The organism is Nocardia rhizosphaerae (assembly GCF_042650365.1).
Taxonomy (GTDB): domain Bacteria; phylum Actinomycetota; class Actinomycetes; order Mycobacteriales; family Mycobacteriaceae; genus Nocardia; species Nocardia rhizosphaerae.
This window is the reverse complement of record NZ_JBHSBA010000005.1, coordinates 356,184-374,027: the sequence shown is the minus strand read 5'-3', so window position 1 is coordinate 374,027 and position 17,844 is coordinate 356,184. Positions and strand designations below refer to the sequence as shown.

Annotated in this window: 21 protein-coding genes and 1 pseudogene; 8 read left to right on the top strand and 14 right to left on the bottom strand. The window is 69.5% G+C overall.

Annotation, left to right across the window (positions count from 1 at the left end; all coding sequences use genetic code 11):
• The first annotated feature begins 5 nt into the window (after positions 1-5).
• Genes ACFOW8_RS11440 through ACFOW8_RS11430 form a run of 3 tightly spaced genes read left to right on the top strand, consistent with a single transcriptional unit; the run spans position 6 to position 3,689 of the window.
• Positions 6-1,772 carry a long-chain-acyl-CoA synthetase gene (locus tag ACFOW8_RS11440; protein ID WP_378549777.1) on the top strand — a complete coding sequence of 589 codons (1,767 nt, stop codon included), beginning with the start codon at positions 6-8 and terminating at the stop codon, positions 1,770-1,772.
• Positions 1,773-1,794: 22 nt separating this feature from the next.
• The gene (gene folP, locus ACFOW8_RS11435; protein ID WP_378549774.1) at positions 1,795-2,754 is read left to right on the top strand and encodes a dihydropteroate synthase; all 960 of its coding nucleotides are present in this window, start codon (positions 1,795-1,797) and stop codon (positions 2,752-2,754) included.
• Complete coding sequence (locus tag ACFOW8_RS11430) at positions 2,751-3,689, top strand: glucosyl-3-phosphoglycerate synthase (RefSeq protein ID WP_378549771.1); 939 nt, start codon at positions 2,751-2,753, stop codon at positions 3,687-3,689. The genes folP and ACFOW8_RS11430 overlap by 4 nt, the downstream gene beginning before the upstream one ends.
• Positions 3,690-3,734: 45 nt before the next feature.
• On the opposite strand, the gene ACFOW8_RS11425 is transcribed toward ACFOW8_RS11430, so the two are convergent.
• Positions 3,735-4,271, bottom strand: coding sequence for a carboxymuconolactone decarboxylase family protein (locus tag ACFOW8_RS11425; RefSeq protein ID WP_378549768.1), 537 nt, complete (start codon positions 4,269-4,271; stop codon positions 3,735-3,737).
• 129 nt (positions 4,272-4,400) lie between these two features.
• On the opposite strand from ACFOW8_RS11425, the gene ACFOW8_RS11420 reads away from it, so the two are divergent.
• The 3 genes from ACFOW8_RS11420 (at position 4,401) to ACFOW8_RS11410 (ending at position 5,793) form a co-directional block, all read left to right on the top strand.
• The gene (locus ACFOW8_RS11420) at positions 4,401-5,051 is read left to right on the top strand and encodes an RNA polymerase sigma factor (protein WP_378549765.1); all 651 of its coding nucleotides are present in this window, start codon (positions 4,401-4,403) and stop codon (positions 5,049-5,051) included.
• Positions 5,044-5,325 (top strand): zf-HC2 domain-containing protein, encoded by a 282-nt coding sequence (locus tag ACFOW8_RS11415; protein ID WP_378549762.1) that lies wholly within the window; start codon positions 5,044-5,046, stop codon positions 5,323-5,325. The genes ACFOW8_RS11420 and ACFOW8_RS11415 overlap by 8 nt, the downstream gene beginning before the upstream one ends.
• Positions 5,326-5,394: 69 nt before the next feature.
• Positions 5,395-5,793 (top strand): DUF4383 domain-containing protein, encoded by a 399-nt coding sequence (locus tag ACFOW8_RS11410; protein ID WP_378549759.1) that lies wholly within the window; start codon positions 5,395-5,397, stop codon positions 5,791-5,793.
• Positions 5,794-5,808: 15 nt separating this feature from the next.
• Here ACFOW8_RS11410 and ACFOW8_RS11405 read toward each other — a convergent pair whose 3' ends face one another.
• The 7 genes from ACFOW8_RS11405 to sigE form a co-directional block, all read right to left on the bottom strand.
• Positions 5,809-6,888 (bottom strand): XdhC family protein, encoded by a 1,080-nt coding sequence (locus tag ACFOW8_RS11405; RefSeq protein WP_378550714.1) that lies wholly within the window; start codon positions 6,886-6,888, stop codon positions 5,809-5,811.
• A gap of 93 nt (positions 6,889-6,981) precedes the next feature.
• Positions 6,982-7,524 (bottom strand): hypothetical protein, encoded by a 543-nt coding sequence (locus tag ACFOW8_RS11400; RefSeq protein WP_378549756.1) that lies wholly within the window; start codon positions 7,522-7,524, stop codon positions 6,982-6,984.
• Positions 7,525-7,641: 117 nt separating this feature from the next.
• Complete coding sequence (locus tag ACFOW8_RS11395; RefSeq protein ID WP_378549754.1) at positions 7,642-8,499, bottom strand: hypothetical protein; 858 nt, start codon at positions 8,497-8,499, stop codon at positions 7,642-7,644.
• A 172-nt stretch (positions 8,500-8,671) separates the two neighbouring features.
• Complete coding sequence (gene tatB, locus ACFOW8_RS11390) at positions 8,672-9,091, bottom strand: Sec-independent protein translocase protein TatB (protein WP_378549752.1); 420 nt, start codon at positions 9,089-9,091, stop codon at positions 8,672-8,674.
• A gap of 33 nt (positions 9,092-9,124) precedes the next feature.
• Positions 9,125-10,663, bottom strand: a complete 1,539-nt coding sequence (locus ACFOW8_RS11385) for a S1C family serine protease (protein WP_378549749.1) — start codon at positions 10,661-10,663, stop codon at positions 9,125-9,127.
• A gap of 10 nt (positions 10,664-10,673) precedes the next feature.
• Positions 10,674-11,042, bottom strand: coding sequence for a zf-HC2 domain-containing protein (locus tag ACFOW8_RS11380; protein WP_378549746.1), 369 nt, complete (start codon positions 11,040-11,042; stop codon positions 10,674-10,676).
• A 59-nt stretch (positions 11,043-11,101) separates the two neighbouring features.
• Complete coding sequence (gene sigE / locus ACFOW8_RS11375; protein ID WP_378549743.1) at positions 11,102-11,755, bottom strand: RNA polymerase sigma factor SigE; 654 nt, start codon at positions 11,753-11,755, stop codon at positions 11,102-11,104.
• A gap of 374 nt (positions 11,756-12,129) precedes the next feature.
• Between sigE and ACFOW8_RS11370 the strand changes: the two genes are divergently transcribed.
• On the top strand, positions 12,130-12,762 hold the full coding sequence (locus ACFOW8_RS11370; RefSeq protein ID WP_378549740.1) for an O-methyltransferase: 633 nt from the start codon (positions 12,130-12,132) through the stop codon (positions 12,760-12,762).
• On the opposite strand, the gene glgC is transcribed toward ACFOW8_RS11370, so the two are convergent.
• A complete protein-coding gene (gene glgC / locus ACFOW8_RS11365; RefSeq protein ID WP_378549738.1) occupies positions 12,759-13,976 on the bottom strand; it encodes a glucose-1-phosphate adenylyltransferase in 1,218 nt (405 codons plus the stop codon). The two genes, ACFOW8_RS11370 and glgC, sit on opposite strands and share 4 nt — an antisense overlap.
• A 121-nt stretch (positions 13,977-14,097) precedes the next feature.
• On the opposite strand from glgC, the gene glgA reads away from it, so the two are divergent.
• Positions 14,098-15,252, top strand: a complete 1,155-nt coding sequence (gene glgA, locus ACFOW8_RS11360) for a glycogen synthase (protein ID WP_378550712.1) — start codon at positions 14,098-14,100, stop codon at positions 15,250-15,252.
• A gap of 224 nt (positions 15,253-15,476) precedes the next feature.
• Here glgA and ACFOW8_RS11355 read toward each other — a convergent pair whose 3' ends face one another.
• From ACFOW8_RS11355 to ACFOW8_RS11340, 5 genes and pseudogenes are all read right to left on the bottom strand, one after another.
• The gene (locus ACFOW8_RS11355; RefSeq protein ID WP_449289768.1) at positions 15,477-16,421 is read right to left on the bottom strand and encodes a methyltransferase type 11; all 945 of its coding nucleotides are present in this window, start codon (positions 16,419-16,421) and stop codon (positions 15,477-15,479) included.
• A 30-nt stretch (positions 16,422-16,451) separates the two neighbouring features.
• A pseudogene (locus tag ACFOW8_RS29145) lies at positions 16,452-16,547 on the bottom strand (putative RNA methyltransferase); the annotation flags it as partial.
• A 26-nt stretch (positions 16,548-16,573) separates the two neighbouring features.
• Positions 16,574-16,741, bottom strand: coding sequence for a DUF3117 domain-containing protein (locus ACFOW8_RS11350; protein WP_011211259.1), 168 nt, complete (start codon positions 16,739-16,741; stop codon positions 16,574-16,576).
• 80 nt (positions 16,742-16,821) lie between these two features.
• The gene (locus ACFOW8_RS11345) at positions 16,822-17,454 is read right to left on the bottom strand and encodes a DNA-3-methyladenine glycosylase I (protein WP_378549731.1); all 633 of its coding nucleotides are present in this window, start codon (positions 17,452-17,454) and stop codon (positions 16,822-16,824) included.
• Positions 17,451-17,762: a DivIVA domain-containing protein gene (locus tag ACFOW8_RS11340; protein WP_378549728.1), complete on the bottom strand. Its 312-nt coding sequence runs from the start codon at positions 17,760-17,762 to the stop codon at positions 17,451-17,453. The genes ACFOW8_RS11345 and ACFOW8_RS11340 overlap by 4 nt, the downstream gene beginning before the upstream one ends.
• Between the last annotated feature and the right edge of the window lie 82 nt (positions 17,763-17,844).

The following is a 17,844-nucleotide window of genomic DNA, read 5'->3' as shown; positions in this document are numbered from 1 at the left end:
TCGACGTGAGCAACGACGCCCGCTCGACCGTCAGCGTGTTCGACATCGCCAAGGCGCTGCCCGGCATGGCGCTCGACGCGCCGGGCATGCTGCGCAACGCGCTCGGCATGCTGGTGCGGCCCAAGGACAAGGCCTCGATCGGCTTGTACTTCCAGCGGGTCGCGCACCGCAAGCCCGATCGTGTCTTCCTGCGTTTCGAAGGCAGGTCCTACACCTATCGCGCCGCCAACAGTGCGGTGAACCGGTACGCGGCAGTGCTTTCCGCGCGCGGGGTGTGCCGCGGCGACGTCGTCGGGGTGCTGATGACCAACCGCCCGGAGACCTTGTTCACGGTGCTGGCGGTGCTCAAGCTCGGCGGCACCGTCGGCCTGCTCAACTATCACCAGCGCGACGAGGTTCTCGCGCACAGCGTCGGCCTGCTCGACAGCGTGCTGCTGGTGGCGGGCGCCGAGTGCGCCGAGGCGCTGGACTCGCTGCCCGAGCCACCCGCCGGGGTACTGCCTGCGGAGGAACTGGCCGAATCGGCCCGCACCGCACCGGACTCCGATCCGGCGGTGTGCGCGCAGGTCACCGCGGGTGAACGCGCCTTCCTCATCTTCACCTCCGGAACCACCGGCCTGCCGAAGGCCAGTGTGATGACCCACCATCGCTGGACCAAGAGCATGGCGGGCCTCGGCGGGCTCGGCATCCGGCTGCGTGGCGACGACGCGCTGTACTGCTGCTTGCCGCTGTATCACAACAACGCGCTCACAGTGGCGTTGTCGGCGGTGCTGGCCGGCGAGGCCACCTACGTGCTGAGCCGAAAGTTCTCGGCGTCGAAGTTCTGGGACGAGATCGACCGGGAACGGGCCACCGCCTTCATCTACATCGGCGAGCTGTGCCGCTATCTGCTCAATCAGCCGGTGCAGGCCGCCGAACGGCACAACCGGGTGCGCCTCGCCGTCGGCAACGGATTGCGGCCCGAGCTGTGGGACGAGTTCCGCAGCCGGTTCGGGATCGGCCGGGTGGTGGAGTTCTACGGTTCCAGCGAGGCGCCGCTGGCTTTCGTCAACGCGTTCGGCGTCGACCGGACCGCGGGTTTCGGGCCGCTGCCCTACGCGGTGGTGGAGTACGACGACGAGACCGGGAAGCCGCGTCGCGGTGCCGACGGCAAGCTGCGCCGGGTGCGTTCCGGCGGGGTCGGGCTGCTGCTGGCCAAGGTGAACAACCGTCAGCCGTTCGACGGCTACACCGATGCGAAGGCGTCGGAGGCCAAACTGGTGCGCGACGGCTTCACCCGCGGTGACTGCTGGTTCGACACCGGCGATCTGGTGCGTGACCAGCATTTCTGGCATATCGCCTTCGTCGACCGGCTCGGCGACACCTTTCGCTGGAAGGGCGAGAACGTGGCGACCACCGAGGTCGAGGCAGCCATCGACCACGACCCGAACATCGAGCAAGCCGTCGTCTACGGCGTCGACATTCCCGGCACCGACGGTAAGGCGGGCATGGCCGCGGTGACCCTGCGCCCCGGCGCGGACTTCGACGGCAAGACCCTGGCGGCCACCGTCTACCAGCGACTCCCCAGCTACGCGATCCCGCTGTTCGTTCGCGTGGTGGCCGAACTCGAACAGACCTCCACCTTCAAGAGCCGCAAGGTGGAGCTGCGCAAACAGGGCTACGCCCCCGACCCCGACAGCGACCTCTACGTGCTCGCGGACAAGGACACCGGCTACCTTCCCGCCTACGACGGTTACGCTGCCGACGTGGCGGCCGGCAAGGCCCCGCGCTAGCAAAGGTGACGGCTGATCTCTCATGACCATCGGTAACTCGTCGGGCGCGCCCGAACCAGCACCGCAGGCCCGACGCGGTACCGCTGACGCAGCTGGGCCGTCGGTATCCGTCGTGGCGCGCCGGGCGAGCCTCTGTGGGCGGCCGGTCGCCACGGATCGCGCCCTGGTGATGGCGATTGTGAACCGCACCCCCGACTCCTTCTACGACCGCGGCGCCACCTTCAGCGACGCGGCCGCGATGGAGCGGGTGGCCAGGGCGGTCGACGAGGGCGCCGATCTGGTCGATATCGGCGGGGTGAAGGCCGGGCCGGGGCAGACCGTCGACGCGGCCGAGGAATCGCGGCGGGTGGTGCCGTTCGTCGCGGCGATCCGGGCCAAGTACCCGGAGCTGTTGATCAGTGTGGACACCTGGCGCAGCGAGGTGGCCGCCGCGGCGGTGGAGGTGGGTGCCGACCTGATCAACGACACCTGGGCGGGCGCCGACCCCGAGCTGGTGCCGGTGGCGGCCGAGCGGGGCGTCGGCATCGTGTGCAGCCACACCGGCGGGGCGGTGCCGCGGACCCGGCCGCACCGGGTGCGCTATGCCGATGTGGTGGCCGAGGTGACCGCGACGGTGGTCGCCGCGGCCGAGCGCGCGGCGACGGCGGGGGTGCGGCGCGACGGCATCGTGATCGATCCCACCCACGATTTCGGCAAAAACACCTATCACGGGCTCGAGTTGTTGCGCGGAATCGACGGTCTTGTAAAAACCGGATGGCCAGTCTTGATGGCACTGAGTAACAAGGACTTTATCGGGGAGACTCTAGGTGTCGGTCTCACCGAGAGGGTGGAGGGCACACTGGCGGCAACCGCATGGGCGGCCGCCGCGGGCGCTCGCATCTTCCGGGTCCACGAAGTCGCCGAAACGCGGCGGGTCGTGGACATGATCGCCGCTATCCAGGGCATCCGGCCCCCCGCACGAACTCTGCGAGGTCTGGCATGAAAATCCAACACCGCGAGCCCGCCTGGGCCACCACCCATACCTGGGACAACCCTGACTGGACGGTCGGCGAACTCGTCGCCGCCAAGGCAGGCCGCACCGTATCGGTGGTGCTGCCCGCGCTGAACGAGGAAGACACCGTCGCCGACGTGGTGGCCAGCATCCGGCCGCTGCTCGGCACGCTCGTCGACGAGCTCATCGTGCTCGACTCCGGGTCGACCGATGCCACCGCCGCCAGGGCGGCCGCCGCGGGCGCCGAGGTGATCAGCCGCGAGGAAGCCGTTCCCGAGCTGGACCCGGTACCCGGCAAGGGTGAGGTGCTGTGGCGCTCGCTGGCCTGCACCAGCGGCGACCTCATCGCCTTCGTCGACTCCGATCTGATCGATCCTGACCCGGCCTTCGTGCCCAAGCTGCTCGGCCCGCTGCTGACCACGCCGGGCACCCACCTGGCCAAGGCGTACTACCGGCGCCCGCTGCGCCAGGGCGAGTCCGTCGACGCCAACGGTGGCGGCCGCGTCACCGAGTTGGTGGCCCGTCCGCTGCTCGCCGCGCTGCGCCCCGAACTGTGCCAGGTGCTGCAGCCGCTCGGCGGCGAGTACGCGGGCACCCGCGAACTGCTCACCGCCGTACCCTTCGCGCCCGGTTACGGCGTGGAGATCGGCCTGCTGCTCGACACCTACGACCGCCTCGGCCTCGACGCCATCACCCAGGTCAACCTGGGCGTGCGCACCCACCGCAACCGCCCGCTGTCGGACCTCGGCGTGATGAGCCGCCAGATCCTCGGCACCGCCCTTCGCCGCAGCGGCGTCCCCGACTCCGGCGCGGCCCTCACCCAATTCCCTTTGATCAGTGGTGAATTCATTGCCCATGCCACGGAGGTCTCACTCGATGACCGGCCGCCGATGAACACCCTGCGCCCGGAACAGGTCGCGGCCTAGTCTCGCCGGCGCCGGGCACGGCGCGCCGCCGTGCCCGGCCCGGCCTCACGCCTGTACCAGCGGGAAGTCGATCTCGGTGTGCGCGACGTTGTTGAAGTAGTTCGTCAGCACATTGAGACCGACGTGCCCGATGATCTCGGCGATCTCGGCGTTGTCCGCCCCGGCGGCGCGGACCGTGGCGAGGGCGTCGGCGTCGACGTGGCCGCGCTGCTCGTTGACGGCGACGGCGAACGCCAGGATCGCCGCCGTCTTGGCATCGTCGGAGTCGGCCTTGCGGGCGGCCTCGACCTGGTCGGCGCTGACGCCTGCGACGTGTTCGGCCAGGTAGCTGTGTGCCGACAGGCAGTACGAGCAGCGATTGGCCTGGGCCACCGCGACAGCGATCCGTTCCCTGGTCGCCGCGGGCAGGGCACCCGCGGCCAAGCTGCCGTTGAGGGCGAGGTACCCGCGAACCAGCGCTGGGCTGTGCGCCATCACGCGGGTCAGGTTCGGCACCACGCCCATGGCCTGCTGCACCGCGGCCAGCGCCGCCGCCTGGTCGGTGGTCGCCTGTGCGTCGGTGATGGGCTGCAGTTCGCTCATGATGTCCTCCGGTATCGTCGAATTGTGTTGTCCGGCGGAGTCGACCGACGGACTGCTGTTCTTGACTACGCAGCGGCCGTGGCGTTACACATCGCCGCCATGGCTTCGCACAGTGAGGAAGAATCAGTCGTGTCCGCACGAACGCCGACCGTCACCGATCCGCGGTGGCACACCGACGACGAGCTGGTCACCGCGCTGCGCGCGGGTGACACCGAGGCCTTCCGCGCACTGGTGGACGCCCTGCACGCGCCGTTGGTCCGGCTGGCCAGGATGTACCTGTCGACCGCGGTGGCCGAAGAGGTCGTCCAGGACACCTGGCTCGCCGTGGTGCGCTCGATCGACGCCTTCGAAGGCAGGTCGAGCCTGAAGACCTGGGTGTTCCGGGTGATGGTGAACAGGGCACGGACGATCGCGCGCCGGGAGGCGCGTAGCGTGCCGTTCGCGACCGAGGGACCGGGACTGGACACGCATCCCGCCGTCGATCCCGACCGTCTCGTGCACCCGGAGCTGGGTGCGCACTACTGGCCGGAGCCACCTGCCCGCTGGGATCTGCGACCGGAGCGGGAGCTGATGTCGGCCGAGGTACGGTCGCTGATCGCCGATGCGATGCAGAAGCTTCCCGGCGCCCAGCGCGAAGTGGTCACCATGCGTGACGTGGAGGGCTGGTCGAGCGAGGAAACCTGTGAGGCGCTGGGGATCTCAGCGGTGAATCAGCGCGTGCTGCTGCACCGTGGCCGCAGCGCCCTGCGGGCAGCGTTGGAGGAGTATCTCGATGACTGACGACGAATTCGTACTCAACGAGCTGCGGCTGAGCTGCGCCGACGCGGTCGAGCTGGTCACCGATTATCTCGACGGCGCGCTCGGGGCATCCGACCTGCGCCGCTTCGTCGAGCACACCGACCGTTGTCAGGCGTGCACGATCTTCCTCGACCAGGTTCGGCGCACGATCCGATTGTCGGTGGCTGTTCGTGACGAGAGTGTCGAAGTGCGGCCGTCGAACTTCGACGCGCTGCTGGCCGAGCTCGGCCGCCGGTCCGGCGAGTCCCCGGTGTAACGACTGCGGCGCCGGCGAGTCGGTACCTGCGTACAGCCACATCGGGTGGCACGCAGGAAGGGACCTCCCATGACTCGCAACCAGCTCTTCGCGTTCGTCTCCGCGGCGATCTACTTCGCGGCGGGCGTTATCGGCTTCCTCATCACCGGGGTCGGCGATTTCGCAGGCGCGCACCACGAGAAGATCATCGTGCTGTCGGTCAACCCACTGCACAACACCGTGCACGTGGCGCTCGGCGCGGCCTGGCTGATCGCGGCGCTGCTGCCGTCGATCACCCGGATCGCCAATATCGTCCTCGGATTCGGGTTGCTCGCCGCGTTCGTGCTCGGCGTGGCGGGCGGCGCCGGGTTCTTGAACATCCACTCCGTCGGTGAGCCGGACAACTACCTGCACCTGGTCTACGGCCTGCTGAGCATCGCGGTCGGCTGGCGTGTGGCCGACCCCGCTCCGGTGCGTACCTCGCGCTGAGTCGTGCGCCGCGGGCTACGGCCGTCGGGGATGAATCGGTCCGTCGAGGGCCGCGAGGGCTGCGGCCGAGGCACCGGCCCGCTCGGCGAGGATCTGCGCGAGGATCGAGATCGCGGTTTCCGCGGGGGTGTGCGCACCGAGGTCTAGGCCGAGTGGGCTGTGTATGCGGGCGATTTCGGGTTCGGTGAGGCCGGCGTCGCGCAGCCGGGTGGTGCGGTCGGCGTGCGCGCGGCGGGAGCCGAGGGCGCCGAGGAAGCCGACGGCGGGCAGGCGCAGGGCGGTGGTCAGGGTGGGGACGTCGAACTTGGGGTCGTGGGTGAGCACGCAGACCACCGTGCGGTCGTCGATCCGGCCTGCCTCGTGCTCGGCCGCGACGTAGCGGTGCGGCCGGTCGACGACCACCGCGTCGGCCGCGGGGAAACGGGCTGGGGTGGTGAAGGTTTCGCGGGCGTCGACGACGGTGACGTGATAGCCGAGCTGGGTGGCGGCCACGGTGAGGGCTCGGGTGAAATCGTTGGCTCCCGCCAGGATCATCCGCGCGGGGGAGCGGAAGACCTGCACGAACGCGCGGGGTCGGCAGGCTTCGGCGGGGGTGCTGTCCTGCGCGCCGATCAGGCCGTTGCGGCCTGCCGCCAGCAGCGCGGCGGCGTCGCGGTCGAGTTCCCGCCACGGCTCGATCCGGCCGGGGAACAACAGCTTTCGATCCGGGTGCGATTCGAGGGTGGTGGCGTAGGCGACGGCAACGTGCGCACCGAGTGCCGCGCGCAGTTCGCGCAGCAGCGGCACCTGGTCCCCGCCGAGCGGTTCGACGAAGACCTCGATCTCCCCGCCACACGGCAGCCCGACCGTGAGTTCGTCGGCGGCGGCGAAGTGCTCCGAACACGCCGTGCCGTCGCGCAGGACGTGGCGCGCGGTGGTGACGATCGTCGATTCGACGCACCCGCCGGACAGCGAGCCGATGACCCGACCACTCGCGCCCACCGCCATCGCCGCGCCGGTATCCCGTGGCCCTGCCCCGGTCCGGTCGACGATCCTGGCCAGCGCGACCGGCTCCTCGGCGAGCAGTTCCAGCAGTTGCTCGAGCAGATCCCGCATCACCCACCAGCCTTCCACGGTCACCCTCGCAATCGTTGTGACCGTGCTGACCAGCCTAGCTATCGCGCAGCATCCGCGCGCGGTGAGCGCGGGTCAGTCGATGATCTCGCGGTGCTGCAGGCTCGCGGGGACCGTACCTTCGAGAAAGAAGCTGCGGAAAATCTCGGCGGCGCTCTCGGCGGTGAACACCTCGTCGGCGTATACGTAGGTGTCGTCGTCGCCATGCGGGAGGTACACGGTGGGCAGTCCGAGTCTGCTGCCCGGCATGCCGAGGGTGTAGCGGCGCGATACGTGGTCGACGGTCTGGCGCAGCTGCACCGTCATCGCTTCGGCCGAGCCGGCGCACCACAGCGCGCGCGTGCCGCGGGCCGCGCTCACCGCGGCGGTGATCTCGGTGGCGGGCATCGGCTCCGGCAGCACGGTCAGGTCGAGCGCGTAACGCTGGCGGCCGTCCAGCCTGCGCAGCGGGCGCAGAAAGCTGTCCACGTCCTCGTACTCGCCGATGAAGACCTTCAGGCGATCGCTGTAGGTCACGCGGTGGGTGGCGACGACAGGCTCACCCGGGGTCGGATCGGCGGCGCCTGTCACGTGGACCGGCAGCGCCCGGCATGCGCTGGCCTCGGGAGACGAGAACATGTGATGCTCACCTACTCACATTCGAGTTACTCGCTAGCAAGCTGACTATCGGCAACGCTATGTGAACAATAACAGGAACGTGATGCGCATCACAAAAGAAGCGGAGTTCAATTCCACCTAAGTGCGAGTCCGGGTCATAGCCAACTTGGGGTCGGTTTCATGTCGATAGACCGGGGTGAGGAGGTCTGCATCTACTGGTTCTCCGGTGGCACGGTCGTATCGCACCGCGATGAGAACCGAGAACAGATGCGTGCTCGCGCGCTCGTGCAGAGTGGCGAGCCGGGTGGCCAGCAATCGGATCGCGCCGAGGGAACCCGGCGGGTGCAAGCCGTCGATCACCATCACGCTGCCGCGCCGGTCCGGCCGGGGGAGCCGGGCCAGATAGGCGATGTCGTGCGGTTCGGTGCCGCCGGGGCGATAGACCCGCCGCGCCGCCCTGTCCTCGATGCCGCGTCTGGTGTCGCCCGCTCTGGTGACCGTCCGGCGCAGCCGTGGATCGGCCACCACCAGCTGACGCAGGCTGGGCGAGAGTTCGGGGCCGCCGAGTACGACCAGCCCGTCGCGGTTGAGATCGACCGGCCTGCCGGGCAGGAAGGTCTCCACCGAGGCCGCGAAGCCGAGCTGCCTCAGCAGCTCGGCCAGCCGCTGCGCCGCGCCGGGGTCGGGGGCGCCGAGCAGTCTGCCCGCCCTGACCTCGGGGGCGAGCACGGTGAGCGCACCGTGTCCGAAGAACAGGCCCTCCGGCACCGGGCCCTGCGTACTGACCTGGTGGATCCGCGCACGGGAGAGTCCGGCGGCGGCGCCGATCCTGGCGAAGGTCCACCCCTCGGCATGTAGTTCGCGGATCACGGCGCGCCGGATCCTGGTGAGTTCGTTGATGGTCTGCTGGGCAGCCGCCACTCCGTCGGTGGCTGCTTTGAGTCTTTCGACCTTGTCCTCGATCGCGAAGACTCGTGCCACGTCATCGGCCGACATGTGGGAAGTCTAGACAGCTCGACAGCATTCCGTGTCTATAACGGTTGACATCCAACTGTCTTGCGGCACAAGGGCAATCGTGTCCGGATTGTCGGCAATCACAGTATTTCGAGGTCACCGTGGCCCGGTGGGTCACGCGCGATTCCGTGGCAAATGCCGACCGTGCGGTGTGCTAGGTGGCGTCGAGGTCGATCGGTGGCCGCTCGTTGGGATTCAACGGCTTGGACAGCGAGGGCGAGGACGGGCTCGACGGCATCCCGCTGCTCGTGCCGAACAATTGCTTCTTGTCCGGCACCGCGCTCTCCAGATCGCGCAGGACCGAATCGTCACCGCCGAGCAGATGCTTGGTGACCGCGGCCCGCGGACTCATGCCGCGCAGTTCGTTCAGCTCGGCCAGCGGCTTGCGCAGCTCGTCGAACTCCGGCCCGAGCTCCTGCTTCAACTGCGTGGTGGCACCGCTGGCGTAATCGCGCACCTGCCGCAGGGACTGCGTGGTCCACCGGACGGCGCCGGGCAGGCGCTCCGGGCCGAGGATCACGAGAGCGGCGACGAGCAGGATCATCAGCTCGCCCCACCCGATGTTGCTGAACACGAATCCAGGCTACCCGGCGCGCGGCGACCCGGCTCAGTCGGATTCGAGCGTCACCGGCACGTCCACCTGCCTGCCATCGCGGATCAACTGCACGTTCACCGTTTCCCCGATCGCGCGCGACTGCACCGCGATGACCAGCTCGTCGGGCCCGGTGACCTCCCGGTCGCCGACCTTGACGATCACGTCGCCCTCGACGATGCCCGCCTTGGCGGCCGGGCCGCCCGCGGTCACGTCGGCCACCGCGGCACCACTCATCGCTTCGTTGGCGACCGTCTGGGTGCGGGCGGTCAGCCCGATCACCGGGTGGTGCATCTGACCGTCGCGGATCAAAGCTTGTGCGACGGTGGTCATCACGTCGACCGGGACGGCGAACCCGAGCCCGATCGACCCACCGGAACCGCCGCTGCGGATGGCGGTGTTGATGCCGATGACCTTGCCCTCCATGTCCACCAGGGCGCCACCGGAGTTGCCGGGATTGATCGCGGCATCGGTCTGGACGGCGTCGATCACCGCGTCGGTATCGGTGCCCTCGCCGCCGAGCTTCACCGGGCGATGCAGGGCACTGACAATGCCCGAGGTGACGGTCTTGCTCAGCTCGAGCGGCGATCCGATCGCGAGCACGGCGTCACCGACCTGCACGGCGTCGGAGCTGCCGAGTTCGGCCACGGTCAAGTTCTCGGCGTCGACCTTGAGTACGGCCAGGTCGGTCTTGGGATCGCGCCCGACGATCTCGGCGGGCACACGCGTGCCGTCGGAGAACTGCACCCGGATGACGGCCCGGTCGGACTTGTCGGCCGCGGCCATCGAGATCACGTGGTTGTTGGTCACCACATAGCCCGCGCCATCGATCACCACACCGGAACCGGTGGCGCCGTTGTCGCCGACGGTGACCCGGATGGACACCACCGACGGCAGTACGGCATCGGCCACCGCGGCGATCCGGCTGTGCGGTTCGTCGATGCCGCCGGTCTGCTCCAGGGTGACCTTGCGTGAGGTCAGGGTCGACGCGGTCTCGGCGGTGATCCGCCCGACCAGTCCGCCGAGCACGGCGATGCCGAGTGCCAGCGCGGCGAGCACGGCCAGTGCCTTGGGCGCGACGCGGGAACCGAACAGGACCTCGCGGGCGGACAGCTTCGGAGCGACGGGCAGCCGTTCGGGTTCGGGAGTCGCGACGGCGGGCGCGCCGAGGCGGGCGCCCGCCTCCGGATCACGCCACGGATCGACCGGGCCTGCGACGACGGTCCTCGGCTGCTCGGAGCCGGGTTCGCGCTGTAGCAGTTCGTCGGAGCCCGCGGGGCGGGCGAAGGCCTCGGCGAGCACACCGTCCGGTGGGCGCTGGGCAACCAGCTGATCGGCGTCGACGGCCGTGCCGGACGACGCGGACTCGTGCGGCGCGAACGAGCCGTGCTGGCCGTTCGGGCGGCGGAACGCGCGCGCGGTATGGCTGTCGATGTGTGGCCGGTACACCGGACGCGGGCCGAGGCTCGGCGCGTCCGACGGCCGCAGGTTCCCCCGGTCGGCCGCCGAATCCGCGTGTTCGGTCGATCCGGAATTCGTCGATTCGCCTGTCACGTCCGAGACTCTACTTGCGCCGCCAGGTAGTCCACCGGGTCGCGGTGAAGGAATCGGTGATGAATCCGAGAAACGCCTCGTTCCGGCGCGGCTGTTCGGGCGCGGTGCCGGGCAGTTCGGCCAGCGGGATCCGGGTCAGGCTGTCGTGCAGGCTGCGCGGCACGGCCACCTCGCCCGCGCGACGCAGCGCGATCCGCGCCTGCTGCTGGGCGTCGACCTCGGCCGCGCATTCCGGGCACACCGAAAGATGCTGGGCGGCGCGCAGATAGGCGTTCATCCGCAGTTCGCCGTCGACGTAGGCCGCGATCGCCTCGCTGGCCAGGTGCTCGGTGGGCTGGAAGCGCGCGGGGCGACCGGAGGCACTTGGGTCCACGCTCATACCAGGTTGTTCCTTCCGACCGACATCAACCGAGAGCCCCGACGACGCCGCGAAGGGCCTCACCCTGCGAAGGCGTCAGCGGAGTACCGCTGCTCAGTTCCATTATGCGCAAGGTACTCGCGCAATGCCTGACGCCCACGGTGGATCCGGCTGCGGACCGTGCCCAGCTTCACGCCGAGCGTCGCGCCGATCTCCTCGTAGGACAGGCCTTCGATGTCACACAGGACCACCGCGGCACGGAATTCCGGCGCCAGCGAATCGAGTGCTTTCTGCAGGTCGGGGTCGAGCCGCGCGTCGTGGTAGGACTGCTCCGGTGTCGGGCCGTCGGCGGGGACGCGGTCGTAGTCCTCCGGCAGCGCCTCCATCCTGATGCGGTTGCGGCGGCGGACCATGTCGAGGAACAGGTTGGTGGTGATGCGGTGCAGCCAGCCCTCGAAGGTGCCGGGCTGGTAGTTCTGCAGCGAGCGGAAAACCCGGATGAAGGTCTCCTGGGTGAGGTCCTCGGCGTCCTGGGCGTCGCCGGAAAGGCGGTAGGCCAGGCGGTACACCCGGTCGGCGTGTTCGCGGACCAGCTGGTCCCAGGACGGCATGACGGTGCGGTCGCCGGTCGCGTCGAAGGCTGCGGTGCCGGTGAGCTCGGCCTCGATCTCGTCACCGTCGACGGCGGTGAGTGGCTGTTCGGGCAGTGTGGCGTGACGCGCCGTGTCTACCATCGGGATGGGACACCTCCTACTCGGGACCGCTGGCACGAAACCACGCCGGTCCGGGTCAGCGAACCTTGCTATCGGAATCAACCAGCAACTGTGTGCGGTTGTTCCCGCGTCTCGTACCCGCCGCGATCGGCTGGTCTTGCGTAGGCCAACTATTTCCTGCCCCGATATGGGCCAGGTGTGGAGATCCTGAGCGTGACCTGAGAATCCTTACTCGAGCCGAGCCTATCCCCGCCGCCACCGCGAAAGCAGCAGTTCCGCGCCGTTCGTTGCCGTTCCGCAAACTTTCGGCAATTGTCGATGGGTGTGGCGACACCAACCCGCACCGGCACTTTCGCTGAGTACACGGAGCCCTCCGGTGACATAGCCTCTTAGCTGTGGCATCGAACGTGGAGCGCAACCTGACCTATGTGGAGGAGTCCGTCGTCGAGGACGAAGTCCTGCTCGAGGCGCGCGAGCGGGCCACCGAGCTGGGCGCGGCGCCCGTGCCCGCCTCGGTCGGCGCGCTGCTGAGCATGTACGCGCAGATGCTGGGCGCCCGCGCGGTCGTCGAGATCGGCACCGGGGCGGGGATCAGCGGGTTGTGGCTGCTCGACGGTATGCGCGAGGACGGAACACTCACCACGATCGACTCCGAACCCGAGCATCAGCGCGCGGCCAAGGAGGCGTTCCGCACCGCCGAGATCGCGCCTGCCAGGACCCGGCTGATCAACGGCCGCGCCCTGGACGTGCTGCCCCGGCTCGCCGACGGTGCCTACGATCTGGTTTTCGTCGACGCCGCGCCGATGGAACATCCGCACTACGTCGAACAGGGCGTCCGGCTGCTGCGCGAAGGCGGCGCGTTCATCCTGAACAACGCCCTGCTCGGCGGTCGCGTCCCCGATCAGAGCCAGCGCGACCCGGCCACCCAGGCGGTCCGCGCGGCGACCAGGGCCATCGCGGAGAACCCCGAGCTCACCAGCGTCCTGATCCCCATCGGAGACGGGCTGCTCTGCGCCTCGCGGGGTTAGCCGACCCAGATTCCCTTGCCGACGGTGACCACCCCACCGTTGCTGACGGCGAACCGGTCCCGGTCGCGCTCCAGATCGACACCGATGATCTCGCCGTCGGCGACAACCACGTTCTTGTCCAGGATGGCGTGCCGGACCACCGCGCCCTTGCCGATCCGCACGCCCGGCATGAGCACGCTGCCCTCCACGGTGGCGCCGTCGTCGATGAGCACGTTCGAGCTGAGCACCGAATTGCGGACGGTGGCCGCGGACAGGATCGATCCGGCCCCGACGATCGATTCCTGAGCCAGCCCGCCGCGCGCGAACTTGGCAGGCGGCAGATTCTCGGCCGCACCGCGGATCGGCCAGTGCTTGTTGTAGAGGTTGAACACCGGATGCACCGACACCAGGTCCATGTGCGCGTCGTAGAAGGCGTCGATGGTGCCGACGTCGCGCCAGTAGCCGCGGTCGCGTTCGGTGGCGCCGGGCACCTCGTTGTCGGCGAAGTCGTAGACGGCGGCCTTGCCCGCGGCGACCAGCGCCGGGATGATGTCGCCGCCCATGTCGTGGTCGGAGTCGGAGTTCTCGGCGTCGGCGCGGATCGCGTCCACCAGCACGCGCGTGGTGAACACGTAGTTGCCCATCGACGCGAAGGTCACGTTCGGGTCGTCGGGGGTGCCGGGCGGATGCGCCGGCTTCTCCAGGAACTGGGTGATCCGGCCGGATTCGTCGGAGTCGATGCAGCCGAAGGCGCTGGCCTCGCTGCGCGGTACCCGGATTCCGGCGACGGTGACACCGGCGCCGGAGGCGATGTGGCCGGCCACCATCTGCTCGGGATCCATCCGGTACACATGGTCGGCACCGAAGACCACGATGTAGTCGGGGTCCTCGTCGTAGATCAGGTTGAGCGACTGCATGATCGCATCGGCGCTGCCGGTGTACCAGCGCGGGCCGAGCCGCTGCTGCGCAGGCACCGGGGTGATGTACTCGCCGGTGAAGCCGGACAGTCGCCAGGTCTGGGAGATGTGCCGGTCCAGCGAGTGCGATTTGTACTGGGTGAGCACACACAGCCGCAGGTATCCGGCATTGACGAGATTGCTGAGTACGAAATCGATCAGCCGGTAGGCCCCGCCGAACGGCACCGCGGGCTTGGCGCGGTCTGCGGTGAGCGGAAACAGTCGTTTGCCCTCGCCACCGGCGAGCACGATCCCGAGTACGTGCGGCTGGCTCCTCACCCTGTCAAAGTACAGGCTGGGCAGCCTTACGGTGGCCCATGTCGACCCGAGGGTCTAATTTGGACCGGTGAGTTCTGGCACCCTCAGCCCGCAGGCGCAGGTGGACCCGCCGCGCGTCGCGATGCTGACCCGGGAGTACCCACCGGAGGTCTACGGCGGCGCCGGTGTGCATGTCACCGAACTCACCGCAAGGCTCCGGGAATTGACCGAGGTGACCGTGCACTGCATGGGTGCCCCGCGCAACGGTGCCGTCGTGCATCGGCCCGACCCCGAGCTGTACGCCGCCAACGCCGCATTGCAGATGATGTCGGCGCAGCTGCGGATGGCCGATGCGGTCGGCGCGGTCGACGTGGTCCACTCGCACACCTGGTACGCCGGGCTGGCCGGGCACCTGGCCGGGGCGCTCTACGGCATCCCGCACGTGCTCACCGCGCACTCGCTGGAACCGCGCAGGCCGTGGAAGGCCGAACAGCTCGGCGGCGGCTACCGGCTCTCGTCGTGGTCGGAACGCAACGCGATGGAGCACGCCGACGCGGTCATCGCGGTGAGCGAGGGCATGCGCCACGACGTGCTCGACGCGTACCCGGCGATCGACCCTGGCCGGGTTCATGTGGTGCACAACGGGATCGACGCCGGTGTCTGGCATCCCGGTCCGCCGGCGCGCGACCAGCGGCCGGTGCTGGAACAGTTCGGAGTGCGGCCCGACGCGCCGATCGTCTCGTTCGTCGGCCGGATCACCCGGCAGAAGGGCGTCGGCCACCTGCTCGCCGCGGCCGCCGAATTCGACCCCGACCTCCAGCTCGTGCTGTGCGCAGGCGCCGCCGACACCAGGGAACTCGAGCTCGAGGTGGCCGCCGCGGTCGACGACCTACAGGCGCGGCGCGGCAACGTGTTCTGGGTCAGGGAGATGTTGCCCACCGAGCAGGTCCGCCAGATCCTGGCCGCTTCGGCGGTGTTCGTGTGCCCCTCGGTGTACGAGCCGCTCGGCATCGTGAACCTGGAGGCCATGGCCTGTGGCACGGCGGTCGTCGCCTCGGATGTCGGCGGGATTCCCGAGGTGGTCGACGACGGAGTCACCGGTCGGCTGGTGCGCTACGACCCGTCCGACACCGCCGCCTACGAACGCGGGCTCGCCGCCGCCGTCAACGCGGTCGCCTGCGATCCCGGCCTGGCCGCGCGCTTCGGCGAGGCCGGGCGGGCACGGGCCATCTCCCGGTTCGACTGGGCGCGGATCGCCGAGCAGACCGTCGAGGTGTACCGAAGCGTGTTGCGGTAGAACGCTGTCGAGGGCCGTCACCGGCATCGCTGCGCTGCATCCTTGTTCTACGTCCTGATGGTTCCGTCGAGCTGCTGATCCCGCTGGCACACGCCATGATGGTCCGGCGTCTCGAACGTGAAGCGAGCGCCTTCCCCGCCTAACGCGTTCGGGGGTGTCGGCCGAGTCGCGCATCGAGACAGGCGGAACGGCCATCTGGGGCTCAGGGGGAGTTGCGGAGCCGGCTAGCGGGCGGAGGCGGCGTGTGTCCTCATCGGGACGAAGGTCGACACCGTCACCGCGGCGGTGACCTCGGTGACCTCGGGGAGGGCCGCGATGCGGGGATCGTCGGCGGGGGTGCCGTGGAAAGCCGACGGTCCCATCGCGACCACCCGGGTCACATCCTGGCGGGACAGCTTCATCGGGAACTCGACCAGGGTGTGGTCGACCCGAACGAAGGTCCCCGCCATCGACGCGGCCAGGCGCCGTTGCTTCTCGGGGTCGACGCGGACCATCCCGAGCGGGCCGACCAGTTCCCTCAGATGCCGCGCGGTCGGGGTGACCACGACGAAGCGGCCGCCGGGCGCGAGCACCCGGGCGACCTCGGCGGGATTGCGTGGCGCGAACACCGACAGCACCCCGGCCAGCACGTGATCGCGGATCGGCAGTCCCCGCCAGGCGTCGGCCAGCACGGAGGCCAGCCGGGGATGCGCACGGGCAGCCCGGCGCGCCGCTGGTTTGGCCACGTCGAGGGCGATGCCAGCGGTGCCGGGCCGGGCGGCGAGGACCTCGGCGAGGTAGTAGCCGGTGCCCGCGCCGACTTCGAGGATCGTCTCGCCCCGAGCCGGACCGCCGGATGGCATGACCACGTCTCGCGTCGCGTGGTTGCCGGTGGTGGGCCCAGTGGCCTGCCGCGTCGGCTCGAGCGGCGTCGCGGAGGTGCCGTCGGCGGGCCGAGCCCGCTGCGGAATGTTGTCGGGCAACGCGGCGACCGTGTCCACGATGGGCGGCGCGTCCGGCCCTGGCGTGCCTCGCGTCTCGAGGCTGGGGGTAAGGTCCGGCGGCGAGTGGGTTCCGCCCGCCGGATCCAGCGCGAACGCGCGGGTGATCGCGGTGGCGATGGGCGCGAAATGCCCGGCGCCCTGGAACGCGGCACGCGCGTCGAGCATGTCGGCGGTGTCGCCGGTCATCTTCGTCGACGCGCCGGTCAGCAGCCCGACATAGCCCTGACGGGCGATGTCGAAGCTGTGCCCGGTAGCGCAGCGTAGGGCGCGCTCGTGCGCTCGTAGTTCTGCACCGCACTCAGGACAGGCCAGGAGCGCGGCTACCTCGCCGAGTGCCGTCAGCTGGTGACGCTCTTCAGTTCGTCACCGAGCGCCGCAGCCTCGTCCGGTGTGAGTTCGACGACCAGACGCCCGCCACCCTCGAGTGGAACCCGCATGACGATTCCACGACCTTCCTTGGTTGCCTCGAGGGGACCGTCCCCGGTACGGGGCTTCATGGCCGCCATCCTCTGCTCCCTCCAGATCTGCGCGGTCGAGTGCGCACCTGTTCTCCGACTCGCCGGGTGTTCGGCGGGCCACACTCGCCCTATTCTTCCCTATTGCCGTCTCGGGCGGACACCTGAGTACGAAATGTGACTCCCGAGTCGGTTCCGGTTCCGGCGGCGCGTACCCAGCAAACCGCCAGGTGATCGTCCACCATCCCGGTCGCCTGCATCAGGGCGTAGGCCGTCGTCGGGCCGACGAATGCGAAGCCCCGGCGCTTCAATTCCTTTGCCAGAGCAATGGATTCGGGTGTGGTCGCGGGCACGTCCGCGACCGCTGCGGGGCGCGGGCGCGGCGCGGGTGCGAACGACCACAGCAGCTCGTCGAGGCGCACCGGCAGGTCTCGGGCAACCTTGGCGTTGGCGATCGCCGCGTCGATCTTGGCGCGATTGCGGACGATCCCGGGATCGGCGAGCAGCCGGGCGCGGTCGGTGTCGTCGAATTCGGCGACCTTCGCGATCTCGAACCCGGCGAAGGCCGCGCGGAAGGCGGGCCGCTTGCGCAGGATGGTGATCCAGGCCAGGCCGGACTGGAACGCCTCGAGACACAGCCGTTCGAAGAGCGCGTCGTCGCCGTGCAGCGGTCGGCCCCATTCGGTGTCGTGGTAGTCGCGGTAGAGCTGGGAACCGGTCGACCAGGGACAGCGCACCAGACCGTCGTCGGCGAGCTCGGTCACGGCCGGTCCTGGCCCGGTGCCGCCTGCCACCGGCGCACCTGCGCCAGCTCGGCCTCCAGTTCGTCGATCCGATCGGCCAGCCTGCTCAGCGCCCAGTCGACCTCGCCCGCCTTGTAGCCACGCACCACCTGCTGAAACCGCAGGGCGCGCACATCGGCCCCGGTGACACCCTGTGCGGGCAGCACGGTCGCGGTGGTGCCCTCCGGCAGCGGACCGAGCTCCTCGGACCGCCCGAACACGGCACTGGCCACGAGGAACAACATGGCCGCCACCAGCCCGACGATGAGCACGTACAGCAGTAATGTCATGTCCGCCTCCCCGGGGACTTCCGGCTGGCTCGAGGTGCCCGCGCGCCGCACGTCGACGGTTGGCGATCCAGCCGTCGACGTG

Bases quoted from the DNA above. Each gene is read 5' to 3' on its own strand.
- ACFOW8_RS11340 (WP_378549728.1), bottom strand. From the start codon at position 17,762: ATGACATTACTGCTGTACGTGCTCATCGTCGGGCTGGTGGCGGCCATG.
- ACFOW8_RS11380 (WP_378549746.1), bottom strand. From the start codon at position 11,042: ATGAGCGTGGACCCAAGTGCCTCCGGTCGCCCCGCGCGCTTCCAGCCC.
- ACFOW8_RS11350 (WP_011211259.1), bottom strand. From the start codon at position 16,741: ATGGCGGCCATGAAGCCCCGTACCGGGGACGGTCCCCTCGAGGCAACC.
- ACFOW8_RS11415 (WP_378549762.1), top strand. From the start codon at position 5,044: ATGACTGACGACGAATTCGTACTCAACGAGCTGCGGCTGAGCTGCGCC.
- ACFOW8_RS11405 (WP_378550714.1), bottom strand. From the start codon at position 6,888: ATGCGGGATCTGCTCGAGCAACTGCTGGAACTGCTCGCCGAGGAGCCG.
- ACFOW8_RS11410 (WP_378549759.1), top strand. From the start codon at position 5,395: ATGACTCGCAACCAGCTCTTCGCGTTCGTCTCCGCGGCGATCTACTTC.
- ACFOW8_RS11355 (WP_449289768.1), bottom strand. From the start codon at position 16,421: ATGACCGGCGACACCGCCGACATGCTCGACGCGCGTGCCGCGTTCCAG.
- ACFOW8_RS11400 (WP_378549756.1), bottom strand. From the start codon at position 7,524: ATGTTCTCGTCTCCCGAGGCCAGCGCATGCCGGGCGCTGCCGGTCCAC.
- ACFOW8_RS11430 (WP_378549771.1), top strand. From the start codon at position 2,751: ATGAAAATCCAACACCGCGAGCCCGCCTGGGCCACCACCCATACCTGG.
- glgA (WP_378550712.1), top strand. From the start codon at position 14,098: ATGCTGACCCGGGAGTACCCACCGGAGGTCTACGGCGGCGCCGGTGTG.
- sigE (WP_378549743.1), bottom strand. From the start codon at position 11,755: ATGGTAGACACGGCGCGTCACGCCACACTGCCCGAACAGCCACTCACC.
- ACFOW8_RS11395 (WP_378549754.1), bottom strand. From the start codon at position 8,499: ATGTCGGCCGATGACGTGGCACGAGTCTTCGCGATCGAGGACAAGGTC.
- ACFOW8_RS11425 (WP_378549768.1), bottom strand. From the start codon at position 4,271: ATGAGCGAACTGCAGCCCATCACCGACGCACAGGCGACCACCGACCAG.
- folP (WP_378549774.1), top strand. From the start codon at position 1,795: ATGACCATCGGTAACTCGTCGGGCGCGCCCGAACCAGCACCGCAGGCC.